This is a genomic window from Streptomyces yunnanensis (genome assembly GCF_029011865.1).
Lineage (GTDB): Bacteria > Actinomycetota > Actinomycetes > Streptomycetales > Streptomycetaceae > Streptomyces > Streptomyces yunnanensis.
In genome coordinates this window covers 6,995,274-7,015,908 of the sequence record NZ_CP095749.1, presented here as the reverse complement: position 1 = coordinate 7,015,908, position 20,635 = coordinate 6,995,274, and the positions used below count along the sequence as shown (strand labels likewise).

The 20,635-nt window shown below is 73.8% G+C and carries 17 protein-coding genes; 8 read left to right on the top strand and 9 right to left on the bottom strand.

Annotated features, from left to right (window positions below):
• Window positions 1-10: 10 nt before the first annotated feature.
• Complete coding sequence (locus tag MOV08_RS30550) at window positions 11-748, bottom strand: TetR/AcrR family transcriptional regulator (RefSeq protein WP_420834226.1); 738 nt, start codon at window positions 746-748, stop codon at window positions 11-13.
• A 63-nt stretch (window positions 749-811) separates the two neighbouring features.
• On the opposite strand from MOV08_RS30550, the gene MOV08_RS30545 reads away from it, so the two are divergent.
• From MOV08_RS30545 to MOV08_RS30535, 3 genes are all read left to right on the top strand, one after another.
• On the top strand, window positions 812-2,371 hold the full coding sequence (locus MOV08_RS30545) for an FAD-dependent monooxygenase (protein WP_275309630.1): 1,560 nt from the start codon (window positions 812-814) through the stop codon (window positions 2,369-2,371).
• A 176-nt stretch (window positions 2,372-2,547) separates the two neighbouring features.
• On the top strand, window positions 2,548-3,285 hold the full coding sequence (locus MOV08_RS30540; protein WP_275309629.1) for a maleylpyruvate isomerase family mycothiol-dependent enzyme: 738 nt from the start codon (window positions 2,548-2,550) through the stop codon (window positions 3,283-3,285).
• 10 nt (window positions 3,286-3,295) lie between these two features.
• Complete coding sequence (locus MOV08_RS30535; RefSeq protein ID WP_039637529.1) at window positions 3,296-3,952, top strand: MBL fold metallo-hydrolase; 657 nt, start codon at window positions 3,296-3,298, stop codon at window positions 3,950-3,952.
• Between the two features lie 59 nt (window positions 3,953-4,011).
• Here MOV08_RS30535 and MOV08_RS30530 read toward each other — a convergent pair whose 3' ends face one another.
• The 3 genes from MOV08_RS30530 to uvrB all read right to left on the bottom strand — a co-directional run bounded on the left by MOV08_RS30530 (window position 4,012) and on the right by uvrB (window position 9,584).
• On the bottom strand, window positions 4,012-5,025 hold the full coding sequence (locus MOV08_RS30530) for a TerC family protein (RefSeq protein ID WP_275309628.1): 1,014 nt from the start codon (window positions 5,023-5,025) through the stop codon (window positions 4,012-4,014).
• Between the two features lie 159 nt (window positions 5,026-5,184).
• Entirely contained in the window at window positions 5,185-7,206 is a 2,022-nt protein-coding gene (locus MOV08_RS30525; protein WP_275309627.1) for a TerD family protein, read from the bottom strand.
• 215 nt (window positions 7,207-7,421) lie between these two features.
• Window positions 7,422-9,584: an excinuclease ABC subunit UvrB gene (gene uvrB, locus MOV08_RS30520; RefSeq protein ID WP_275309626.1), complete on the bottom strand. Its 2,163-nt coding sequence runs from the start codon at window positions 9,582-9,584 to the stop codon at window positions 7,422-7,424.
• Window positions 9,585-10,072: 488 nt separating this feature from the next.
• On the opposite strand from uvrB, the gene MOV08_RS30515 reads away from it, so the two are divergent.
• The 3 genes from MOV08_RS30515 to MOV08_RS30505 all read left to right on the top strand — a co-directional run bounded on the left by MOV08_RS30515 (window position 10,073) and on the right by MOV08_RS30505 (window position 12,284).
• Entirely contained in the window at window positions 10,073-10,954 is an 882-nt protein-coding gene (locus tag MOV08_RS30515; protein ID WP_039637525.1) for a glycerophosphodiester phosphodiesterase, read from the top strand.
• Between the two features lie 88 nt (window positions 10,955-11,042).
• Window positions 11,043-11,642 (top strand): methylated-DNA--[protein]-cysteine S-methyltransferase, encoded by a 600-nt coding sequence (locus MOV08_RS30510; RefSeq protein WP_039637524.1) that lies wholly within the window; start codon window positions 11,043-11,045, stop codon window positions 11,640-11,642.
• Window positions 11,643-11,741: 99 nt separating this feature from the next.
• On the top strand, window positions 11,742-12,284 hold the full coding sequence (locus MOV08_RS30505) for a DUF1697 domain-containing protein (RefSeq protein WP_275309625.1): 543 nt from the start codon (window positions 11,742-11,744) through the stop codon (window positions 12,282-12,284).
• A gap of 34 nt (window positions 12,285-12,318) precedes the next feature.
• Here the strand turns inward: MOV08_RS30505 and MOV08_RS30500 are convergent, their stop codons facing one another.
• From MOV08_RS30500 to MOV08_RS30480, 5 genes are all read right to left on the bottom strand, one after another.
• Window positions 12,319-12,780 carry a type II toxin-antitoxin system PemK/MazF family toxin gene (locus MOV08_RS30500; protein WP_189858078.1) on the bottom strand — a complete coding sequence of 154 codons (462 nt, stop codon included), beginning with the start codon at window positions 12,778-12,780 and terminating at the stop codon, window positions 12,319-12,321.
• Window positions 12,781-13,058: 278 nt separating this feature from the next.
• A complete protein-coding gene (locus MOV08_RS30495; protein ID WP_275309624.1) occupies window positions 13,059-13,700 on the bottom strand; it encodes a nucleoside/nucleotide kinase family protein in 642 nt (213 codons plus the stop codon).
• Window positions 13,701-13,742: 42 nt separating this feature from the next.
• Window positions 13,743-14,189 (bottom strand): hypothetical protein, encoded by a 447-nt coding sequence (locus MOV08_RS30490; RefSeq protein ID WP_275309623.1) that lies wholly within the window; start codon window positions 14,187-14,189, stop codon window positions 13,743-13,745.
• A 105-nt stretch (window positions 14,190-14,294) separates the two neighbouring features.
• Window positions 14,295-15,173 carry an IclR family transcriptional regulator domain-containing protein gene (locus MOV08_RS30485; RefSeq protein ID WP_039637519.1) on the bottom strand — a complete coding sequence of 293 codons (879 nt, stop codon included), beginning with the start codon at window positions 15,171-15,173 and terminating at the stop codon, window positions 14,295-14,297.
• Between the two features lie 87 nt (window positions 15,174-15,260).
• On the bottom strand, window positions 15,261-16,205 hold the full coding sequence (locus MOV08_RS30480) for a quinone oxidoreductase family protein (protein ID WP_275309622.1): 945 nt from the start codon (window positions 16,203-16,205) through the stop codon (window positions 15,261-15,263).
• A gap of 723 nt (window positions 16,206-16,928) precedes the next feature.
• Between MOV08_RS30480 and MOV08_RS30475 the strand changes: the two genes are divergently transcribed.
• Both MOV08_RS30475 and MOV08_RS30470 read left to right on the top strand, forming a co-directional pair.
• Window positions 16,929-18,566: an NAD(P)/FAD-dependent oxidoreductase gene (locus MOV08_RS30475; protein ID WP_275309621.1), complete on the top strand. Its 1,638-nt coding sequence runs from the start codon at window positions 16,929-16,931 to the stop codon at window positions 18,564-18,566.
• A 303-nt stretch (window positions 18,567-18,869) separates the two neighbouring features.
• Entirely contained in the window at window positions 18,870-20,621 is a 1,752-nt protein-coding gene (locus MOV08_RS30470; protein WP_338057223.1) for a CDP-glycerol glycerophosphotransferase family protein, read from the top strand.
• Window positions 20,622-20,635 lie beyond the last annotated feature (14 nt).

Below are 20,635 nucleotides of genomic sequence, written 5' to 3'. Positions count from 1 at the left end.
GCGCCCGCGATCAACCCCGCCCGAGCCCCCCGTCGGGCAGCGCCCGCTCCAGCACGTCGAACGTGTGCCGGATCACTGCTTCGTGGTCAACGGCCACCTCGTCCGCGGGGTCACCCTCCAGTTGCCGGACGACGGCCTCCGCGAAGAACGTCCGCCAGCCCGCGATGATCAGCGCCGCGGCCAACCGGGCGTCCCGACCGGGTCGCGCGAGGTCGCCGCCGGCCGCCTCGGCGAGTGCCCCGGCCAGCGCGGCCTCGACCTCCTGCACCGCCTCCCGCGCCCGCGCCCGCAGCGATGGCGCCTCCAGCACGGTCCGGTAGAAGTGCTCGAACCCCTCCCCCGGGCCGCCCAGCGGGTGCCGCTGCGCCAGCAGCTCCAGCGCCAGCCGGCGCAGCGCGGCCAGCGGCGTCTCGTCCGCGCCGCGCCCCCGCACCGCGCCGACGACCAGCTCGACGGCCTCGGGGACCCGGTCGAGGAAGAGGTCCTCCTTGCGCGGGAAGTAGTTGAAGACCGTCATCGTGGACACCCCGGCGGCATGGGCGATCTCGGCGACGGCGACGTTGTCGAAGCCGCGCTCGATGAAGAGCAGCGTGGCCTCGCCGGAGATCCGCTGTCGGGTGAGCAGCTTCTTGCGCTCGCGCAGGCCCAGCTGCCCGTCGTCGTCCGCACTCCCGGCCGCCGGCCGCACCACCGGCCGCGCCGCGGGCCGCCCCGGCTCCCGCTCCCCCGTCGACTTCTTCTCCGCCACCGTCTCTCCTTCCGAAAGGAAAATTGTAGCGAGAATAAATTTTTAGTCACTACACTCTTGCTCATGAAGCGCGACGCAGACGTAGTAGTGGCAGGGGGCGGCCCGGTGGGGCTGATGCTCGCCTGCGAATTGGCACTGGCGGACGTCTCGGTCGTCGTCCTGGAGCGACTGACCGAGGTGGACACCACGATCAAGGCGGGGGCGATCAACACCCCCAGCGCGGAAGCCTTCTACCGGCGCGGGCTGCTGCCGCCCCTGGTGGAGGTGCAGAAGGCCACCATGGCGCGGTTCGGCTCGTTCGTCCGGCAGCGGCAGGCGGCCGGCGCCGCCGCACCGGGGCCGGCACCGAAGTTCGCCGGGCACTTCGCGGGCATCATGCTCCGCGGGGACCTCCTCGACGAGTCGGACGCGGACTTCGGCACCAGCGGCCCGGCCGGCGAGGTCGGCCTGATACCCCAGGAGGCCCTGGAGCGGATCCTCGGCGAACGCGCCGCCGAACTGGGCGTCACCGTGCGCCGCGGAGTGACCCTCACCGGCCTCGACACCGACGACACCGACGGCGGCGCCGTCCACGTCCACACCTCGGAGGGGTCGCTGCGCGCCGGCTGGCTGGTGGGCTGCGACGGCGGTCGCAGCACGGTGCGCCGGCTCGCCGACTTCCCCTTCCCCGGGACCGACCCCTCGATCACCGGCCACCAGGCCATCGTGGAGCTGACCGGCGCCGACGCCCTGGGGGCCGGCTGGAACTGGACCGACACCGGGACGTATGTGCACGGGCCGATGCCCGGCCGGATCCTGACCGTGGAGTTCGACGGCCCGCCCAAGGACCGCGAAGCCCCGATCACCGCCGAGGAGTTGCAGACCTCGCTGCGCCGGGTCTCGGGCGTCCCGGACGTGACGGTCACCAAGGTGATCTCGGCGACCCGGTTCACCGACAACGCCCGACAGGCGTCCACCTACCGCCGCGGCCGGGTGCTGCTGGCCGGTGACGCGGCCCATGTGCACTCGCCGTTCGGCGGCCAGGGCCTCAACCTCGGCATCGGCGACGCGATGAACCTCGGCTGGAAGCTGGCCGCCACGGTGCACGGCCGGGCTCCTGAGGGGCTGCTCGACACCTACACCGCCGAGCGGCACCCCATCGGCGCGTGGGTGCTGGACTGGACCCGGGCCCAAGTGGCGCTGATGCGGCCGGAGTCGCACGCCGGGGCGCTGCGCCAGGTGATCGCCGAGCTGTCCGGGACGCCCGACGCCACCACCTTCTTCGTCAAGAAGATCTCCGGCGTCTGGCAGCGCTACGACCTGCCCGGTACGCACCCGCTGACCGGCCGCAGCGCCCCCGACCTGGAGCTGTCCGACGGCCGCCGGCTCGCCGACCATCTGCACGGCGGCCAGGGCCTGTTGCTCGACCTCGCCGATGACCCGGCGCTGCGCGAACGCGCGGCCGGCCACCGCGACCGGGTGCGGATCGTGACCGCGGGCTGCCCGGACCGGCCCGACCTGGCCGGCCTCCTGGTGCGCCCGGACGGCTGCACCGCGTGGGCGGCCGACGCGCCCGGCGGCCACGAGGAGTTGGACGCGGCGCTGGGCCGGTGGTTCGGGGCGCCCGCCCCGGTGCCGGCATAGGTCGGGTCCGCTGTGCGGGCACGCCCCGGCCGGCGTACAGGCGTGGGAAGGGCGGTATCCCGTCCGCCCCTTCCACGCCCGCGCGCACCACTCGTGCCACCGGTCACCACCTCATTGCCACCCGGAAGGTTTGCGTCTGTCTCCCGGACCCGCCCGAGCGGCGCTAGCGTCGAACCATGACCATCCCTGATTTCGCGCGCGACGTGGCCGCCGTCCACGACTCCACCGACCGTCTGCTGGTCTCCCTGGGCAAGCTCGACGACGCCGCGGTCGGCGAGCCGTCGCTGCTCCCCGGGTGGACCCGGGGCCACGTCCTGGCCCATCTGGCCCGCAACGCCGACGCCCTGGTCAACCTCCTGAACTGGGCGCGGACCGGCGTCCCCACACCGATGTACGCCAGCGCCGCGGCGCGCGACGAGGACATCGAGCGGGGCGCCGACCGTCCGCTGAAGGCCCACCTGGAGGACCTCGGGGAGAGCGCGGCCCGCTTCGAGGCCGCGGCGCGGGCCCTGCCGGAGAACCGCCGGGCGTACGAGGTCGAGATGCGCAACGGCGTCGTCGAGCGGGCCGATCGGCTGGCGCTGCGCCGGCTGGCCGAGGTGGAACTGCACCACGTCGACCTGGGCGTCGGCTACACCGTCGAGCAGCTGCCGGACGACTTCGTGGACAGCGAGTTGGAGTTCCTCACCGGGATCAAGTTCGCCCGCCACCCGGGGCTGACGGCACTGGAGCTGCATGCCGACGACGGCCGCCGGTGGCGCACCGGAGGCCGCGGTTCCGCCGACGGGGCGTCAGCCGGTCCTGTGGTGGTGAGCGGCTCGGCGCGGGACCTGGTCGGCTGGCTGACCGGGCGCGCCGACGGCGGCCTGCTGGACACCCACGGCGCGCCGCTGCCGGTCATCCCCCCGCTCTAGAGTTGGTGCCATGACCTACAGCGGAGCAGTGAAGGTCGGCGGACCGGCCGACGTGCACGAGCTGACCGACCTGATGATCTCGAAGGTCGCGGTCGGTCCCACGAACAACAACGCGTACGTACTGCGGTGCCGGGCCACCGACGAGCAGCTGCTGATCGACGCGGCCGCCGAGCCGCACACGCTGCTCACCCTGATCGGTGACAGCGGTCTGGCGTCCGTGGTCACCACGCACCAGCACGGCGACCACTGGGGCGCGTTGCGCGAGGTCGTCGACGCCACCGGCGCGCGGACGTACGCCGGGCGGTTCGACGCCGAGGGCATCCCCGTCCCCACGGACGTGCTGGTCGAGGACGGCGACACGTTGACCGTCGGCCGTGTCCGGCTGACCGCACGTCATCTGGTCGGGCACACTCCGGGCAGCATCGCGCTGGTCTACGACGACCCGCACGGCCATCCGCACGTCTTCACCGGGGACTGTCTCTTCCCCGGCGGGGTCGGCAACACCTGGGGCGATGCCGAGCGGTTCGGCACGCTGCTCGACGGCGTGCAGCGCAAGCTCTTCGACGCGTTGCCGGACGAGACCTGGATCTATCCGGGCCACGGCTCCGACACCACGCTCGGCGCCGAGCGGCCGCACCTCGCCGAGTGGCGGGAGCGCGGCTGGTAGCGGCCGAACGCCCGGTTCCGGGCCCGGCGGGCGGATCGTCGCCCGCCGGGCCCGTGCCGTTACCGGCGGGCGTCCGACCGGTCCGCGTCCGCCGACACCGCGGGCTCCCCGGTCTCCGGCCCGGCCGCCGCCGCGCGCCGCGAGGCCCGCAGGCTGGTCACCGTCGTGATGGCCAGCACCGCGCAGATCATGCCCAGCGAGACCGGAATGCTGATCTCCGGGACGGCCACCCCCGACTCGTGCAGGGCGTGCAGCACCAGCTTGACGCCGATGAACCCGAGGATCACCGACAGGCCGTAGGAGAGGTGCACCAGCTTCTTCAGCAGCCCGCCGATCAGGAAGTACAACTGCCGCAGGCCCATCAGGGCGAAGGCGTTGGCGGTGAAGACGATGTACGGGTCCTGGGTCAGGCCGAAGATCGCCGGGATGGAGTCCAGGGCGAAGAGGACGTCGGTGGTGCCGATCGCCAGCATGACGATCAGCATCGGCGTCATCAGCCGCCGGCCGTTCTCCACGATGAACAGCTTGGTGCCGTGGTACCGGTCGGTGGACGGGAAGCGGCGCTCGACCGCCTTCAGGAAGCGGTTCTCCTCGAACTCCTCGTCCTCCTGGCCGGCCCGCGCCTCCTGGATCAGCTTCCAGGCGGTCCAGATGAGGAACGCGCCGAAGAGGTAGAACACCCAGGAGAAGTTGGCGATGATCGCCGCGCCGGCGCCGATGAACCCGGCGCGCAGCACCAGCGCGATCAGCACCCCGACCATCAGCACCCGCTGCTGGTAGACGGCCGGCACCGCGAACTTGCTCATGATCAGGACGAAGACGAAGAGGTTGTCGACGCTCAGCGACTTCTCGGTGATGAAGCCCGCGAAGAACTCGCCGGCCGGCGCACTCCCGCCGAACACCAGCAGGCCGAGCCCGAACAGCACGGCGAGTCCCATCCAGACACCGGTCCAGATACCGGCTTCCTTGAGGGACACCTCATGGGGTTTGCGTCCGCCGATGAAGAAGTCGACGGCGATCAGGGCGCACAGACCGAGGATGGTCAGCACCCACAGGTTCAGGGAAACGTCCACTGCTCCTCCGGCAGGGTCATACGGCACACACAGCGTCGTCGCTGCCGGGGGACTCCGACGCCCCTCCGTACAAGAAATGGTAAAGGAGGTTCATGAAATGGCAAAGGAAAGGATAAAGCCGCTGGTGAGGGGCTTGACCTTGAACTGATGACGGCGGTGTCAGCCGGTCTGCGGGTCCGCGGCGCGGCGGGCCTCGGCGACGCGGTCCAGCACCCGGCGGATCACCTCGCTGCGCCGGGGCGCGAGCGGCGGCTCGTACGTCCAGGCGTGGCCGACCCACGGATCGGCGAGATGGGTGTCCGGGACCGGTGTGAGCCGCAGCAGGGCGCGCCAGAGCGGATCCAGGACCGGGCCGTACTCCCGTGCCCGGCTCCGGTCGGCGACCATCATCAGGTGGACCCCGACCGCGGGGCCCTCGTCGGCCAGATAGCGCAGCTGGTTCAGCGCGCGGTCGTCGAAGCCGTGCGGGAAGTCATGGACGATCAGCAGCTGCTCGGCCGGGTCCAGCTCCGGCGGCAGGGCCTCCGTCGCGCGGTGGCGCACCGCCATCTGGAGGAGGTCGACCCGCCGGGTCAGCGCCGCCAGCACCGCGGCCACGCCCCGGGCACCGGCGGCCGGAGGCTCGGGCAGCGCGCCGCTCTCCCGCAGCGGGGCCAGCGCCGGCCCGGCCGAGCCGGCGGGGTCGAGGACCTGGACGGCATACCCGCCCGGCGGGTGGGCGGCCAGCAGCCGGGCTGCGACCGCGACGGCGGTCTCCAGGGCGAGCCGCCCCAGCGCGGCCTCGTCGGGCGCCGCGTCGGTCAGCGCGCTGCCCAGCTCCCGGCGGCCGAACTCCCGCTCGGGGTCCCGCCCGGCACGGGGATACGGCCCGGGACCGCTGTCGATCCACAGTCCGCGCTCCAGGGGGAGCCGGACGAGCAGCGGAATGCGCAGCTCCGGGGCCTCGGGGAGGTGCAGATCGCCCAGTCGGACCGCCATCGGGGGCTGCCGCGGCACCTCGTAGGCGTGCCACACCGGGTTGTCCCAACGGGCGAGCGCGGGCGGCAGTGCGGGCTCCACCACCTCCGACTCGGCGGCGAGCTGGGCCAGGTCGCGGTCGAGGACGGCGCGGGCCCGGCCGACCAGGTCGGCGTGCCGGTCCCGGGCGGTGACGCGGGCGGCCTCGGTGGCGCCGCCCAGGCGGGCGCGGGGGTCGGCGAGCGCCTCGTCGAGCTCCCGCTCCAGACGGGAGGCGGCGAAGCCGGCGGCGCTGCGGTACGCCGCGACCGACCGGGCCAGGTCCTCGAACATGCCCCGGACCTGGTTGTAGAGCCGCTCCTCCATGCTCCAGCCGTTGGCGTCACCGGCGACCGGGGCGGCCGGGCCGTCCGGGCCGCCGGCTGCCGCGGGCGGGGCCGGAGCGGGCGGGGCCACGGGGGCGACCGTGGAAGCGGCGGGGCGTCGGGGGTGGCGGTAGTCGAGGCGGGCACCGGCCGGCGGGGCACCCAGGCCGACCGCCGGGGCGTCGGGGGCACCGGCGAGGGACTCGGTCTCCGGCGCGAAGGCGGTGGGCCCGAGGGTCGGGCGCTCGGGGCGGACCGCCGGCACCGGGTCGGGCGCGGCCGGCGGGTCGGGGGCCGCCACCGGGGCGCGTCCTGTGCCGGTCGCCTCCTCGATCCGCGCGGCCAGCTCCGCGGCCCCCGGCAGTCCCTGGTCGCGCAGCAGCTCCGCCAGCCCGCCGGCGTACCCCTGGCCCACGGCACGGATCCGCCAGGCGCCCTGTCGTCGGTACAGCTCCACGGCGACCAGCGCGGATTCGGGGCCCAGGCCGGTGACGGTGTACCCGGCGAGGGGGATGCCGTCGGGGGTCGTCACGGCGACCGACGGCGCGGCGGCGGCGCCGAAGCCGCGCGGTGCGCCGGGCCCGCCCGGCAGCGCCAGCAGCACGCTCACCCGGTGCACCGCGCCGGGCAGCACACCGAGATCGACGGCGATGCGCTGGACGGCGGCCGGCGCCGAGGGCACCTCGACGCCCGCGCGGCGGGGCGCGCCCGGATGGGCCACTGCCTCGGCGCCCGACAACCGGCCCTGTTCGTCGCCGAGCGTGACCCCGGCCAGGACGGGCCCGTCGGCCGCGATCCGGATCTCCACACGGGTGCGGTCCAGCGGGTGGTTCTGCCCCCGGACCAGCTCCGCCGTCATCGTTCTCCCCTTGCATGTCGTACGGGTCGTACGGGTCGCTTCTCGCCGTCCGCGTCCCGCCGGTCCGACGGCCCTGTCCCCGACCCTATGCAGGGGGCCGGGCCCGAGCGCGCCGGGCCCGGCCATCGTGGCGGATCTGCACCACATCCGGGCAGGTCCGCGGCCCGCCCGGTGCCCCGGGGCGGGCCGCGGTCGCCTCGCCGGTGCTCCCGCCGCTACTTCAGTCCGGCCTCCCTCATCTGCCGCAGCTCCTTCTTCAGCTCGCTGACCTCGTCCCGGAGCCGGGCCGCGACCTCGAACTGCAGCTCCGCGGCGGCGGCCCGCATCCGCTCGGTCAGCTCCTCGATCGTGTCGGCGAGTTCGGCGGCGGGCCGGTCCGTCAGGACCTCGCCGCCCTTGCCGGCCTTGCCCTTGGCGGCCTTGCCCTTGGCGGCCTTGCCCGCCTTCCCGGCCTTCCCGCCGAGCGCCGGGACCGGCGCCTTGCCCTTGCCGTCCTTGTCGCCGGGCTTGCGGTAGCCGCTGCCCAGCAGCTCCTGGGTGTCGATCTCCTCGCGGGCGAGGGTGGCGACGATGTCGCCGATCTTCTTCCGGAGCGGCTGCGGGTCGATGCCGTTCTCCTTGTTGTACGCCAGCTGCTTCTCCCGGCGGCGGTTGGTCTCGTCGATGGCCTTCTCCATCGCCGGGGTGATCTTGTCGGCGTACATATGGACCTGGCCGGAGACGTTACGGGCCGCCCGGCCGATGGTCTGGATCAGCGAGGTGCCGGAGCGCAGGAAGCCCTCCTTGTCGGCGTCCAGGATCGCCACCAGGGAGACCTCCGGCAGGTCCAGGCCCTCCCGGAGGAGGTTGATGCCGACCAGCACGTCGAACTCGCCGGACCGCAGCTCGCGCAGCAGCTCCACCCGCCGCAGGGTGTCCACGTCGCTGTGCAGGTAGCGGACCTGGATGCCGAGCTCCAGGAAGTAGTCGGTGAGGTCCTCCGCCATCTTCTTGGTGAGGGTGGTGACCAGGACGCGCTCGTCCTTCTCGGTGCGCTTGCGGATCTCGTGCACCAGGTCGTCGATCTGCCCGTCGGTGGGCTTGACCACCACCTCCGGGTCGACCAGGCCGGTCGGCCGGATGATCTGCTCCACGAAGCCGTCGCTGCGGGACAGCTCGTACGGGCCGGGCGTCGCGGAGAGGTAGACCGTCTGACCGACCCGGCCCAGGAACTCCTCCCACTTCAGCGGCCGGTTGTCCAGCGCGGACGGGAGCCGGAAGCCGTGGTCGACGAGGGTCCGCTTGCGGGAGGCGTCGCCCTCGTACATGGCGCCGATCTGCGGGACGGTGACGTGCGACTCGTCGATGACCAGGAGGAAGTCCTCCGGGAAGTAGTCCAGGAGGGTGTTGGGCGCCGAGCCCGGCTCGCGGTCGTCCAGGTGCATCGAGTAGTTCTCGATGCCCGAGCAGGAGCCGATCTGCCGCATCATCTCGATGTCGTACGTGGTGCGCATGCGCAGCCGCTGGGCCTCCAGCAGCTTGCCCTGCTTCTCCAGGGTGGCGAGCCGGTCGGCCAGCTCGGCCTCGATCCCGGCGACGGCCTTCTCCATGCGCTCGGGGCCGGCGATGTAGTGGCTGGCGGGGAAGACGTACAACTGCTGGTCCTCGCTGATCACCTCGCCGGTGAGCGGGTGCAGGGTGGACAGCGCCTCGATCTCGTCGCCGAACATCTCGATCCGGACGGCCAGCTCCTCGTAGACCGGGAAGATCTCGATGGTGTCGCCGCGGACCCGGAAGGTGCCCCGGGTGAACGCCAGGTCGTTGCGGGTGTACTGAATGTCGACGAAGCGGCGCAGCAGCTGGTCGCGGTCGATCTCGTCGCCGACCCTGAGGGGGACCATCCGGTCGACGTACTCCTGGGGTGTGCCCAGACCGTAGATGCAGGACACCGAGGCGACGACGACCACGTCCCGCCGGGTGAGGAGCGAGTTCGTCGCGGAATGGCGCAGCCGTTCGACTTCCTCGTTGATGGAGGAGTCCTTCTCGATGTACGTATCGGACTGCGGGACGTACGCCTCGGGCTGGTAGTAGTCGTAGTAGGAGACGAAATACTCGACGGCGTTGTTCGGCAGCAGTTCGCGGAACTCGTTGGCGAGCTGCGCCGCGAGGGTCTTGTTGGGCGCCATCACCAGCGTCGGGCGCTGCAGCTTCTCGATCATCCACGCGGTGGTCGCCGACTTGCCGGTACCGGTCGCGCCCAGCAGGACGACGTCCTTCTCACCACCGCGGATGCGCCGGTCCAGCTCGGCGATGGCCGCCGGCTGGTCGCCGCTGGGCTGGTAGGAGCTGACGACCTCGAAGGGCGCCACGGTGCGTTCGATCTTTGAAACGGGCCGCATGGGATCCACCGTACGACCCGCCACTGACAATCGGTGCCGCATCGGATCTGACCTGCGGTTTCCCGAGGGCCTGCGGAGCGACGGGGCGAGCGGACCGGCCCGCGGCCGGACGGTGGGGGGCGCCGCCCGACACGATCATGACAGCCGGGGAGGCGGCCGAGGACCGGTGTCGCCGCGGCCGGCCACGGGGTATGCCCTGGACTCGGCCGGCAAAAACGGTCATATGCGCGACGGGTGACTCACCGTCGGCCGAGATGCGCGGATGCCGCGGCTCCGGCAAGTTGGACGACGTCGGGACGTATGTCTGCTGCACGGCCATTTCGGGCACCCTGCAACTGCGACGCTCCGCACGGAATACCAGCCATTCGTTCAGCGTCCGTCCACCGCACGTCCCCCTCCCCCTCCGGCCCGGCTGCGAGCCTCCGACCGTCCGCCCCGTTCACCTCACTTCACGTCAGCTCACTTCCACGACGTCACGAGGAGTCCGTATGCGTATTCGCCCCGTCGTCGCCGTCGCCGGCGCGCTCATGGGTCTGTCCGCGTTCGCCCTGCCTGCCACGGGCGCCCAGGCCGCGGCCCATGGGCACCCCCCTGTGGTGGTCGGCCATCGTGGTGCCGCGGCGTACGCGCCCGAGAACACGCTCGCCTCGGTCGACACGGCCAGCCGGCTCGGCATCGCCTGGGTCGAGAACGACGTCCAGCGCACCAAGGACGGCGAGCTGGTCGTCCTGCACGACACCTCGCTGGCGAGGACGACCAACGTCAAGAAGGTCTTCCCGGACCGCTCCTCGTGGAACGTCGGCGACTTCACGCTCCGTGAGATCGAGAAGCTGGACGCGGGCAGCTGGTTCGGCGCGAAGTTCAAGGGCGAGCGGGTGCCGACCCTGGAGGAGTACCTGGAAGAGGTCGAGGACAACGGCCAGAGTCTGCTGATGGAGCTGAAGAACCCCGAGCTCTACCCGGGGATCGAGCGGCAGGCGCTGCGGGAGCTGCGCCACGACGGCTGGCTCGACCAGGAGCACCTCAAGCGCCGCCTGATCGTCCAGAGCTTCAACGCCGACGCGATCAAGAAGGTCCACCGCCTGAACCCGGCGATCAAGACGGGCTTCCTGGGCAGCCCCTCGGTGGCCGACCTGCCCAAGTACGCCGCCTACTGCGACCAGATCAATCCGCCCCACACCGCCGTCACCCGTAAGTACGTCAAGGCGGTGCACGCGCTCCAGGGCCCGCACCACCGGCGGCTGGAGCTCTACACCTGGACCGTCGACGACGCCAAGGCCGCGGTCAGCACCGCCGACCTCGGCGTCGAGGGGCTCATCAGCAACAAGCCCGACGTGGTGCGCAAGGCGCTCGGCGGCACCGACTCCTGACCGTCCCGGCGCGGCGGGGTGCGGGTCCGGCGGTGGCCGTCGGACCGTTCCCCGCCGCGTTGTCAGTGGCCGGTCCTAGTCTGGGCACGTGACGAACACAGAGCACGGTCCAGCGCCGGCCGCGGCGCCGGACGCCGCCCCGGAGGCGGCCGTCCCGGCCCGCCGCGACTGGGCCTGGACGCACCTTCGGACCCCGATCGGCCCGCTGCTGCTCGCGGCGACCCGGGAGGGCCTGGTCCAGGTGGTCTTCCATGCCGACGAGCGGAAGGCCCGGCGGGCACTGGCCCGCCTGGAGTACGCCTTCGGCGGGCCGCCGCTCCCGGAGATACCGCATCTGGCGACGGCCGCCGCCGAGCTCGCCCGCTACTTCTCCGGCGAGCTGCGCACCTTCACGGTCCCGCTGGACTGGTCGCTGTCCGGGGGCTTCAACGCCCGGGTGCTGCACGCGCTGGCCGACGGCGTGGCGTACGGCAGCGTGGTCGGCTATCAGGACCTCGCCGACCGGGTCGGGGAGCCGGGCGCGGCCCGGGCGGTGGGCGCGGCGATGGGCTCCAACCCGCTCCCCGTGGTCGTTCCCTGCCACCGGGTCGTCGCCAGCGACGGCGGGATCGGCGGCTTCGGCGGCGGCCTGGAGACCAAGCGGCTGCTGCTGGCCCTGGAGGGCGTGCTGCCCGCTCCGTTGTTCTGAGCGCCGACCCGGCCGCCGTCCGCCCGGATCCGTCCCGTATCCCGTCCGTGCCACCGGAATCCGTCCCGCCGGCCGGCACCGTTCCACGAAGGGCCGCGCATGTCCCGTCAGATCGCCCTGCTCCGCGGTATCAACGTCGGAGGCCACAACTCCTTCCCCAAGGCCCGCCAGCTGGAGCTGGCCCGTTCCCTGGGGCTGGCGGACGTCACCGTCCTGCTGCAGACGGGCAACATCGTCTTCGCCGATCCGGGGACGCCGCCGGAGGAGACCGCCCGGCGGTTCGAGGAGCGGATCGCGGCCGAGCTGGGCCTGACGGTGCCGGTGCTCGTGCGGACCCGCGACGAGCTGGCCGCCACGGTCGCCGGGAATCCGTTCCCGTCGGCCGTGCCGGAGCGCAAGACCCTGCACGTGACGTTCCTGTCGGCGGCGCCGACCGACACCGACCGGCTGGACGCGCTCGACCGGGCCGCCTACGCGCCGGATCAGTTCCGGTTGATCGGCCGCGAGCTGTTCCTGTGGTGCCCGGGCGGCAGCGGGCGCTCCAGGCTCGCCGAGGCGGTCGGCCGCGCCCGGCTCGGGGTGACGGCCACCGCGCGCAACTGGAACACCGTCACCAAGCTGCTGGCGCTGGCCGACGCCTGACCGCCCGGCCGACGCGCCCCGACCCGCGCGGGCCTCAGCGCCAGCCGTGGAGTTCCCGCAGCCGGTTGGCGACGAGGTTGAAGCGGCCCCGGTCGAGCGCGCACGCCTCCCGCCGCATGCCGTCCGGGTGGACCCGCAGCACCCGGTCCACGGCGACCCAGGAGTCGCGCCCCGCGCGGTCCCAGGGGCCGGCGCCGATCGCCACCCAGTCCCGGTCCTCGTTGTGCCGCTTGCTCGACAGCTGCACGGCCAGCAGCGTGCCCGCCGCCTCCCGGGCCACGACCAGGACCGGTCGGTCCTTGCCGCGCCCGTCGTTCTCCTCGAACGGGACCCAGGTCCAGACGATCTCGCCGGGGTCCGGGTCGCCGTCCGGGTCGGGTGCGTAGGCCATCGCCACGGCGCCGACGGCGCGCGGCGGGACCTCGACGGTGGCGGTGGGCCCCTGGCTGCCGGGCAACGGCGCGTGCTCGTCTGCTGCGTTGAACGAAGTGGTCATCCCCCGCACGCTACCGGCCGTGCCGAACGCGCTGATCGGCGGGCCGCGTTCGGCCGTCCGCGGTCGACTGTCAGTGGTCGGCCGTACGGTTTTTTCAGCGGGGCGGTCGCCGGGATCGCCCGGGAGGGGGCGCGATGTACGGGACCAGGACGCATCCGGAGTTGCCTCAAGAGGGCTGCGGGGCGCAGGAGTCGAGCGGGGACCGTCCGCGCGGCACCGCGGTCGCGGCCCGTCCCGGGAGGTTCGCGCACCGGCCGTTCGCCCGGCGGCCCGACCGGTCAGCCGGGCGCTCCACTCCAGGCCGGCCGGCGGGGGTCGTCAGCCCGGACGACGACGTCCGCGGACTCCTCGGGGTGGACCTCGGCCTCGTAGCGGGCGAACGCCGGCAGTGTCCAGCGCTGGTCCTCCGGGGTGCGGCGGGCGAGCGCCGCCGGCGACAGCTTCAGGTGCGCCGAGAGGTCGAAGGGGAACCACTGCCCGAGCAGCAGCGGGCCGTGCAGCAACACCAAGCCGCCGGGCGGCAGTTCCACGTAGGCGCTGCGCGTCGCCCGGTCCGTCTCCGGGTCCCACAGGTCGGGGAGCACCCGCCCGGTGCCGCCCGGCTCCAGCGGCTGGAAGATCTCGCGCCACAGGGCCCGCCGGTCGAACCACTCGTCGTAGTAGGCGTCCGGGTCCTCACGGCCGTACTCCAAGCGCAGCGAGGCGGGTCGCAGGAAGCCGTGGGCGTCGGCCTTGTGCACCGCCCGCCCCCGGAGCCGCAGCGCCTCGGCGAGCCGCCCGGCGAGGTCGCCGGGGGCGGCTGCGGGAGCCCCGTCGACCGCCACCCGCAGCCAGGGGCTCCCGTCGTGCGCCGTCAGCGCGTCGATGCGCGCGGCGAGCGCGTCGGTGAGCCGTTCCCAGGTGATCGCTTCGAGCCGCACCCGGCCATTCTGCCCCGCCGGCGGACGGCGGGCCCCCCGGGGTCAGCGGGATTGCGGTCCGCCGGGCGGGGTGCCGCGGTGGTCGAAGACGACACCGGCCTGCACCACGGGGCCGGTCATCACACCGCCGCTGATCGTGTTGTGCACGTCCCGCACGACGCTCTGGGTGCCCTGGGGCGCCACCTCGTCGAGCAGTCGGCGCAGTTCGGCCGCCGCGGCCGGGTCCTCCGCGAGCAGCCGCCGCAGCCGGGCCTTCCAGACCACGGCCACCCCCTGGGGCACTTCCTCGTCGCCGTCCTCCCGGGCGCTGATGACGTCGGTGCGCGCCTGGTCCAGCTCGCGTTCGACCTCCGCCTCCTCCTCCGCGCCGCGGCGGCGGGCGAGCACGGCGGCCATCCGCCGGCGGACCGTGGCCCAGCCCTCGGTCGCCATCTGCTGCACCAGCATCGTCGCCCCGGCCGTGGCGAGCGCCACCAATTCCGCTTCCATCGGACCCCCTTGGATGTCGTGCGCGCCGTGTGCCGCGCGTGGTGCCACGGTAGAGAGGCGGACGGCCTCATGAACAGCCGCCCGGCCGTGCGCCGCGATCCGGGTTCAGCTGTGCGCCGGCCCGGCCGCTCCGTGGCGGCTGAGCACGGCCGCCGCCTCCTTCGTCGCCTCGATGACGCTGTCGGGGGCTTCCGGCATCACGGTCTTCTGCTTGAGCAGCAGCACCGCGCCCATGATGGCCCCGTCCCACATGATCGGTGCCGCGCAGGAGTTCCAGCCGGCCATGCACTCCTCGTAGCCGAGCGCGTGGCCGAGGTCGCGGACCTCCGCCAGGGAGGCGAGCAGCGCGTCGTTGTCCCGGTAGACGCCCGGGCCGGCCTGTTCGGGGACGGGCTCGGCCAGCACCCGCTGCTGGAGGACCTCGGGGAGGTAGGCGAGGATGGTGCGCCCGGAGGCACCGGTGCGCAGGGAGCGGGTCACGGACAGCACGTCGCGCGGTGTCATGCCCAGTTCGGCGAGGTCGGAGTCGCCGACGGCCATGTCGACGCACTGCCGCTGCGCGCCGGAGAACGGCGCCACCATGTAGAGGAAGACCAGCCCGTTGTCGCTTGCCTCGCGCAGTTCGGCGAGGACCGTCTGCGCGCCGTCGAGCCGGTGGTCGAGCGCGGTGAAGGCGAGCTGGGCGGCGGAGGTCCGCAGCCGGTAGAGGCCGCGGTCCACCCGCTCGAAGACCCGCTGGTAGATGCCGGACTGCAGGATGCGGTAGACGACGGAGTCGTCCAGGCCGGTGAACTCCGCGATCTCACCGGGCCCGTGGGCGGATCCGCCCAGCTCGGCGAAGGCGGTCTGGACGAGGAAGACCCGTTCGGCATGGCCGGATCCCGACGTCCGGGAGCCGGCGGCGGCCGCGCTCTTGGCTGCCTGGCCGGTGCGCTGCGCGGCCTCCGGAGCCGTGGACTGCGACGCTGCGGTGCGATGGCCCATCGTGTGCTCTCTCCCTTGGCAGTGATCAGCGCCCGAAGGCGCACGGCGTGTGCGGTGCTCGGTGCCCCGCCCCTGAGGGCACCGGCGTCAGCGGGTGACGTCGAGGGCGAGTTTCCCGGTCGGTGTGCGGGCGGCGAGGTCGTGGTGCGCTTGGACCGCGTCCCCGAGCGCGTAGGTGGTGCCGGTCAGTGTCGTGAGGGAGCCGTCGGCGACGGCGTCGAACAGCGCCCGCATGGAGGTCGGCAGCGCCGTCCGGTCGGCGTAGAGCTGGGGCAGCCAGAAGCCCGAGACGGTGAGGGAGCGCTCCATCAGTTCCCGGGTGGAGACGTTCGCCAGCTCGCCGCCGGCGAAGCCGTAGACGGCGAGCCGGCCGCGCGGTGCGACGGCGGCCAGGGTCCGGGCGAAGGTGGCGCCGCCGGTCATCTCCAGCGCCGTCTCGACCGGGCCGCCGGCCGCGTCCAGGATGCGCTCGGTGAGGTCCTCGGCGGTGGAGTCGACGACCGCGTGGGCGCCCAGGTCCAGGGCGAGTTGGCGCTTGGCCGCGGTGCCGGCGAGGCCGATGACCTTCGCGCCGGCGCGCGCCGCGAGCTGGACGGCCAGCGTGCCGACCCCGCCGGCCGCGGCCGGGACGACGACGCTCTCGCCCTCGACGAGGCGCAGCGCGGTGAAGAGCAGGTGCCAGGCGCTGTTGCCCTGGAGGGCCAGCGCGACCGCCTGCTCGTCGCTGACGGCGTCGGGGATGTCCCAGGTGACGCGGCGGTGCAGCAGGGCCCGTTCCGCGTATCCGCCGCCGCGGGTGAGCCCGACCACCCGCCGGCCGCCGTCGACGGTTCCGACGACCTCGTTGCCGGGTATGTAGGGAAGTTCGACCGGGGCGAGGTAGGTGTCCCCGCGGACGTGCACATCGGCGTAGTTGACACCGGCCAGGGTGACGTCGACGAGCGCGTGCCCGGCGCGGGGCGTCGGCTCCGGGGCGTCCTCCAGGCGGAGCACGTCCGGGCCGCCGAATTCTCGCATCACGATCGCGCGCACGACTCTCCCTCAGATTCTCCGGTGCGGTGCCCGCACAGGGTAGGCACGGCGGCGGCCGGCCCGCCGCATCCCGATCATTTCGCGCCAACCCTTCGGACTTTTCAGGACCGATGGACTTCCGGCCGCCCCCGATTCCCGGAGGTTTTCTCGCTCTGCGAGAAAACAGGGGAGCATTTTCAGCCCATTGCACCGTTTTGGTGTAGATCTACCCGGCGGTATACGGCGGGTGGCTCCCACACATCTCTCACTCGATTCCGGCTACCAGAAGTGATCGCCGCCGCCTACGATCCGGACGTGTGTCCGCCGTTGACGAGATCCGACGGCCGCGTTCCCCAGGGCGGAGCATGGCGCGCGAGGCAGCGGTGCCGGCCCGTCCCACCTGGTGCCCCGGGTGGGGAGTGGCGGAGGACGAGGCTCGGGCCTCGCCGGGGCGGGCACGGCCTGAGGGGGAATCATGATGGGGAAATCGGGGGGCGGCAGGCCGGCGTTCGCACCGGCCTGCCGGGACCCACAACGGGCTCTGCCTCTTCCGCCGGCACCTCTGCGCATGCTGCGGACCGCGTCTGCTTCCCTGCCGTCGCTGACCACACGGGTCACCGACGCCGCCGACGCCGTCATCGCCGCCGCGCGCCGCCACGCCCGGCCGTACGCCGCGCCGCCCTTTCTGGACGCGGCCCGGCCCCGCCAGGGGCTCGCGCGCCACCGCCGAGAAAGGGACCGCCCATGAACGCGTCGAGCAGTACGACCAGCGCCGGGCTCCAATTCACGCACCCGTACCTCGCCGTGGTGCTCGGCGGCGGATTCACCGGCATGCTCGCCGCCGCCGCGCTGTCCGAGTACGCCGATGTGGTCGTGGTCGAGCGGGAGCGGCTGCCGCGGACTCCCGTGCTGCCCACGGATCTTCCGCAGCCGCGGCACACCCACTTACTGGCGACGGACGGCGCCCGCGTCGTGGAGAGCCTGCTGCCCGGCACGATCGACGGTTGGCTGACCGCGGGCGCCCGTCTGCTCCCGATGCCGTCGGAGCCCACCGCTCCGCTGCTGCCCGGCCGGCCCGTCCGACGGGCCCGTACCCGGCAGGTGTTCGCCTGCTCCCGTGATCTGCTCGACCGGGTCCTGCGCGAGCAGGTGCCCGCCCTCCCCGGGGTGCGGGTCCTCGACGGCACGGACGCCGAGCGGCTGACCGGCACCGCCGAACACGTCACCGGCGTGTGGGTCCGGGACACCACCAGTGGCGAAACGTACCGCCTGGACGCCGATCTCGTGGTCGACGCCACCGGCCGCTCCTCCACCACCCCGGACCGGCTGTCGGCGCTGGGGCTGCCCACCGTCCCCGAGGACGTCCGGGACCCCGGCATCGTCTGCGCCACCCGCGTCTTCCGCGTCCCGGCCGGATACGAGAACTGCTCGGTGCTCACCGCCCGTTCGGGCCACCGTCGGGCCGACGGCGCGGCCGGCAGCGCCCCCGCACCCGCATCCCTGCTCCCGGCCGCCCGGACGGCGACGCTGGTCCCCATCGAGGACGGACGCTGGCTGGTCACCCTCACCGGCACCGGCACCGGCGACGAGCGCCCCTCCGAACGCGCCGACCGCTTCGTGCCGTTCGCCCGCGGGGTCCACACGGCCATCGCCGACCTCGTCACCGACGCCGAGCCACTGAGCGAGGTGCGGCTGACCCGCGACACCTCCAGCCGCCGCCACCGCTACGAGCAACTGGCGTACTGGCCCAGCGGGTTCCTCGCCCTCGGCGGCGCCGTGGCCTCGGTCAACCCGGACTACGGCCAGGGGCTGTCGCTCGCCGCCCATGGCGCCGCAGCGCTGCGCGCGGCGCTGCGGCGGTACGGCCTGGACGACCCCGCGCTGGCCCGCAGGGTGCAGCGCACCGTCGGCCGGCTCGTCGAGGCGCCGTGGGTGCTGGCCACCGGCGCCGAGCCGGTGCCGTCCCCCCGCCCCGGCGCGCCCCGGACGCCGCTGGCCACCCGCGTCGTACGCGGCGCCATGAGCGGACTGCGCACCCCGGCCGCCGGCCTGCCACCGGTCTGCCGCGCCTACGTCGACGTGGTCACCCCCACCGTCCCGGTCGCGCGTCTGCCGCGCCCGTTCACCCCGCAAGCGGCGTCCGCGGTGCGGTCGCCGGACCTCGACACCCCGGACAGCACGGACGCGCCGTCCGACCTGCCGTCCCTGTTCACCGCCCCCGCCGCGGCGCTCACCGTGCCACCGTCCCCGGCCGCGCCGGCCGGCCCCGGCCCCGACGCCGAGCGGGCTCCCCGCCGGCTGCCCCGGCCCCTCGGCTTCGGCCCGGCGTCGCTGCGGCTGCGTCGGCTCAACGGCGGCAGGCGGAAGCCCGACGGCGCCTGAGGCCCGGCCCTGACCCCGGCGCGGCGCCGGGGCTGAACTACCGTGGGCCCCGGACACGTCCGCTCACCGGTGGCCCGGCCGTCGGAGAGCGTCACCATCAAGGGGTTGCGGAATACGGTGATACGCGCTAATCGCAGTCTGGCCGCGAACCGCGAACCGCGAACCGCGAACCGCGAACCGCGAACCGCGAACCGCGAACCGCGAACCGCGAACCGCGAACCGGGGCCGGGGCCGGGGCCGGGCGGAAGCGGCGGCGCCGGTGGAGGGGCGTCCGGGGCTGCGGCTGACACCACCCACGGGCTGTTGCCGCCGCTGCGGGTGCCGGTGGGCGACGATCCCGAACGGTGGCGGACCTTCCCCGGCGAGCGGCTGGTCGTCGCCGTCGCCCGCACCGTCACCTCCACCGTCCGGGTCCTCGACGTCCTCCGCCCGGTGCTGCGCGACGACCCGCGGGTCCATCTGGTCTTCGCCTTCGATCCCACCTCCGCCTTCAACGACGGCGTCCACGCCCTGCTCCGCTCGGTCGGTGCCCGGGTGCTGCCGTGGCACCAGCTCCCCCGGACCGATCCCCACCTGATCATCACGGCGACCGAGAACGCCGACCTCACCACCGCGCCCCACACCTGCCCGGTACTGGTGCTGCCACACGGCGTCGGCTTCCACAAGGTCGTCCCCGACTCCCGCAGCGACCGGGACCGGCTGGCCGGCGTCGTCCCGGACGAGCTGCTGCGCAGTGGCCGCGCCCGGCTCGCGATCTCCCACCCGGACCAGGCGGCCCAGCTCGCCGCCGTCCACCCCGCGACTGCCGGTCGCACCCTGCTCGTCGGCGACCCCTGCTATGACGCGCTGCTCGACGGACGGGCCCTGCGCGGACAGTACCGCCGGGCGCTCGGCGTCGCGGACGGGCGCCGCCTGATCATGCTCAGCTCGACCTGGCGCGATCACTCGGTCCTGGGCCGGGACGCCGCCCTCCCGGCCCGTCTGCTCGCCGAACTCCCGTTGGACGACTACGCCGTGGCGCTGGTCACCCACCCCAACATCACCTCCGCCCACGGCCGTCAGGCCCTCCGGTCGCACCTCGACTCCGCGCACGACGCCGGACTGCTGACCATTCCACCGACCGCCGGCTGGCAGGCCACCCTGCTCGCCGCCGACCTGCTGATCGGCGACCACGGGTCGGTGACCTTCTACGGAGCGGCGCTCGGCACCCCCCTGCTGCTCGGCGCGTTCGGCGACGACGAGGCCGTTGCCGGAACCCCCATGGCGGAGCTGGGCCGGATCGCCCCGCGCCTGCGTCCCGACGCACCGCTGCGACCGCAGATCGAGCGGGCACTCGGCAGGGGCCGGGCGGCCGGCGACGACACCGCAGAGCGGCTGCGCAAGGTCGGCGAGAGCGCCTTCGCCGCCCCGGGTCGGGCCCTGGCACTCCTGCGGTCGGCCGTCTACGACCTGCTGGACCTCTCCGAACCGACCGGCCCGCCACCGCGCCGCGCACCAGAGCCACCGGTCCCGCAGGACCGCCCGGAACCGACCACCGCCTGCCACGTCCACACCTCCCTCACCGGGGACCCCGACGGGCCGGACGGCCCGCGGATATCCGTCGAACGCACCCCGGCCGCGGTGGCCGCCCACTCCTGCGGGGCGCGCGGCGATGCCCCCGAGGGTCCGTTCCGCCATCTGTCCTGTGCGGACGACGAGCGCGACCGGCAGTGGCCGGAGAGCGCATCCGTCCTGGTCCGCCGGGATCCGGCCGACACCGTCGTGGCCGCCGACCGGTGGATCGACGACACGCTCGCCCGCTACCCCGGCTGTCTGCTCGCCGCCGTCACCGTCGCCGGTCGCGGCTGTCGGGCCGGTCTGCGCGACGGCCGGACGGTGGAGGTGTCCGCCACCGGCCGGTTGGACGACGCCACCGTCCTGGCCTCCGCCGTCTACGCCTGCCTGCGCGCCGGACGGCCGCCGGAGGGCTTCGCCACCCTCGCGCTCGGCGACCGCACGGAGGACGCGGTGCTCCGCCTCACCCGACGGGCGAGCCGGCCGCGCCCCGGCGGCTGACGGATCCGCGTGCG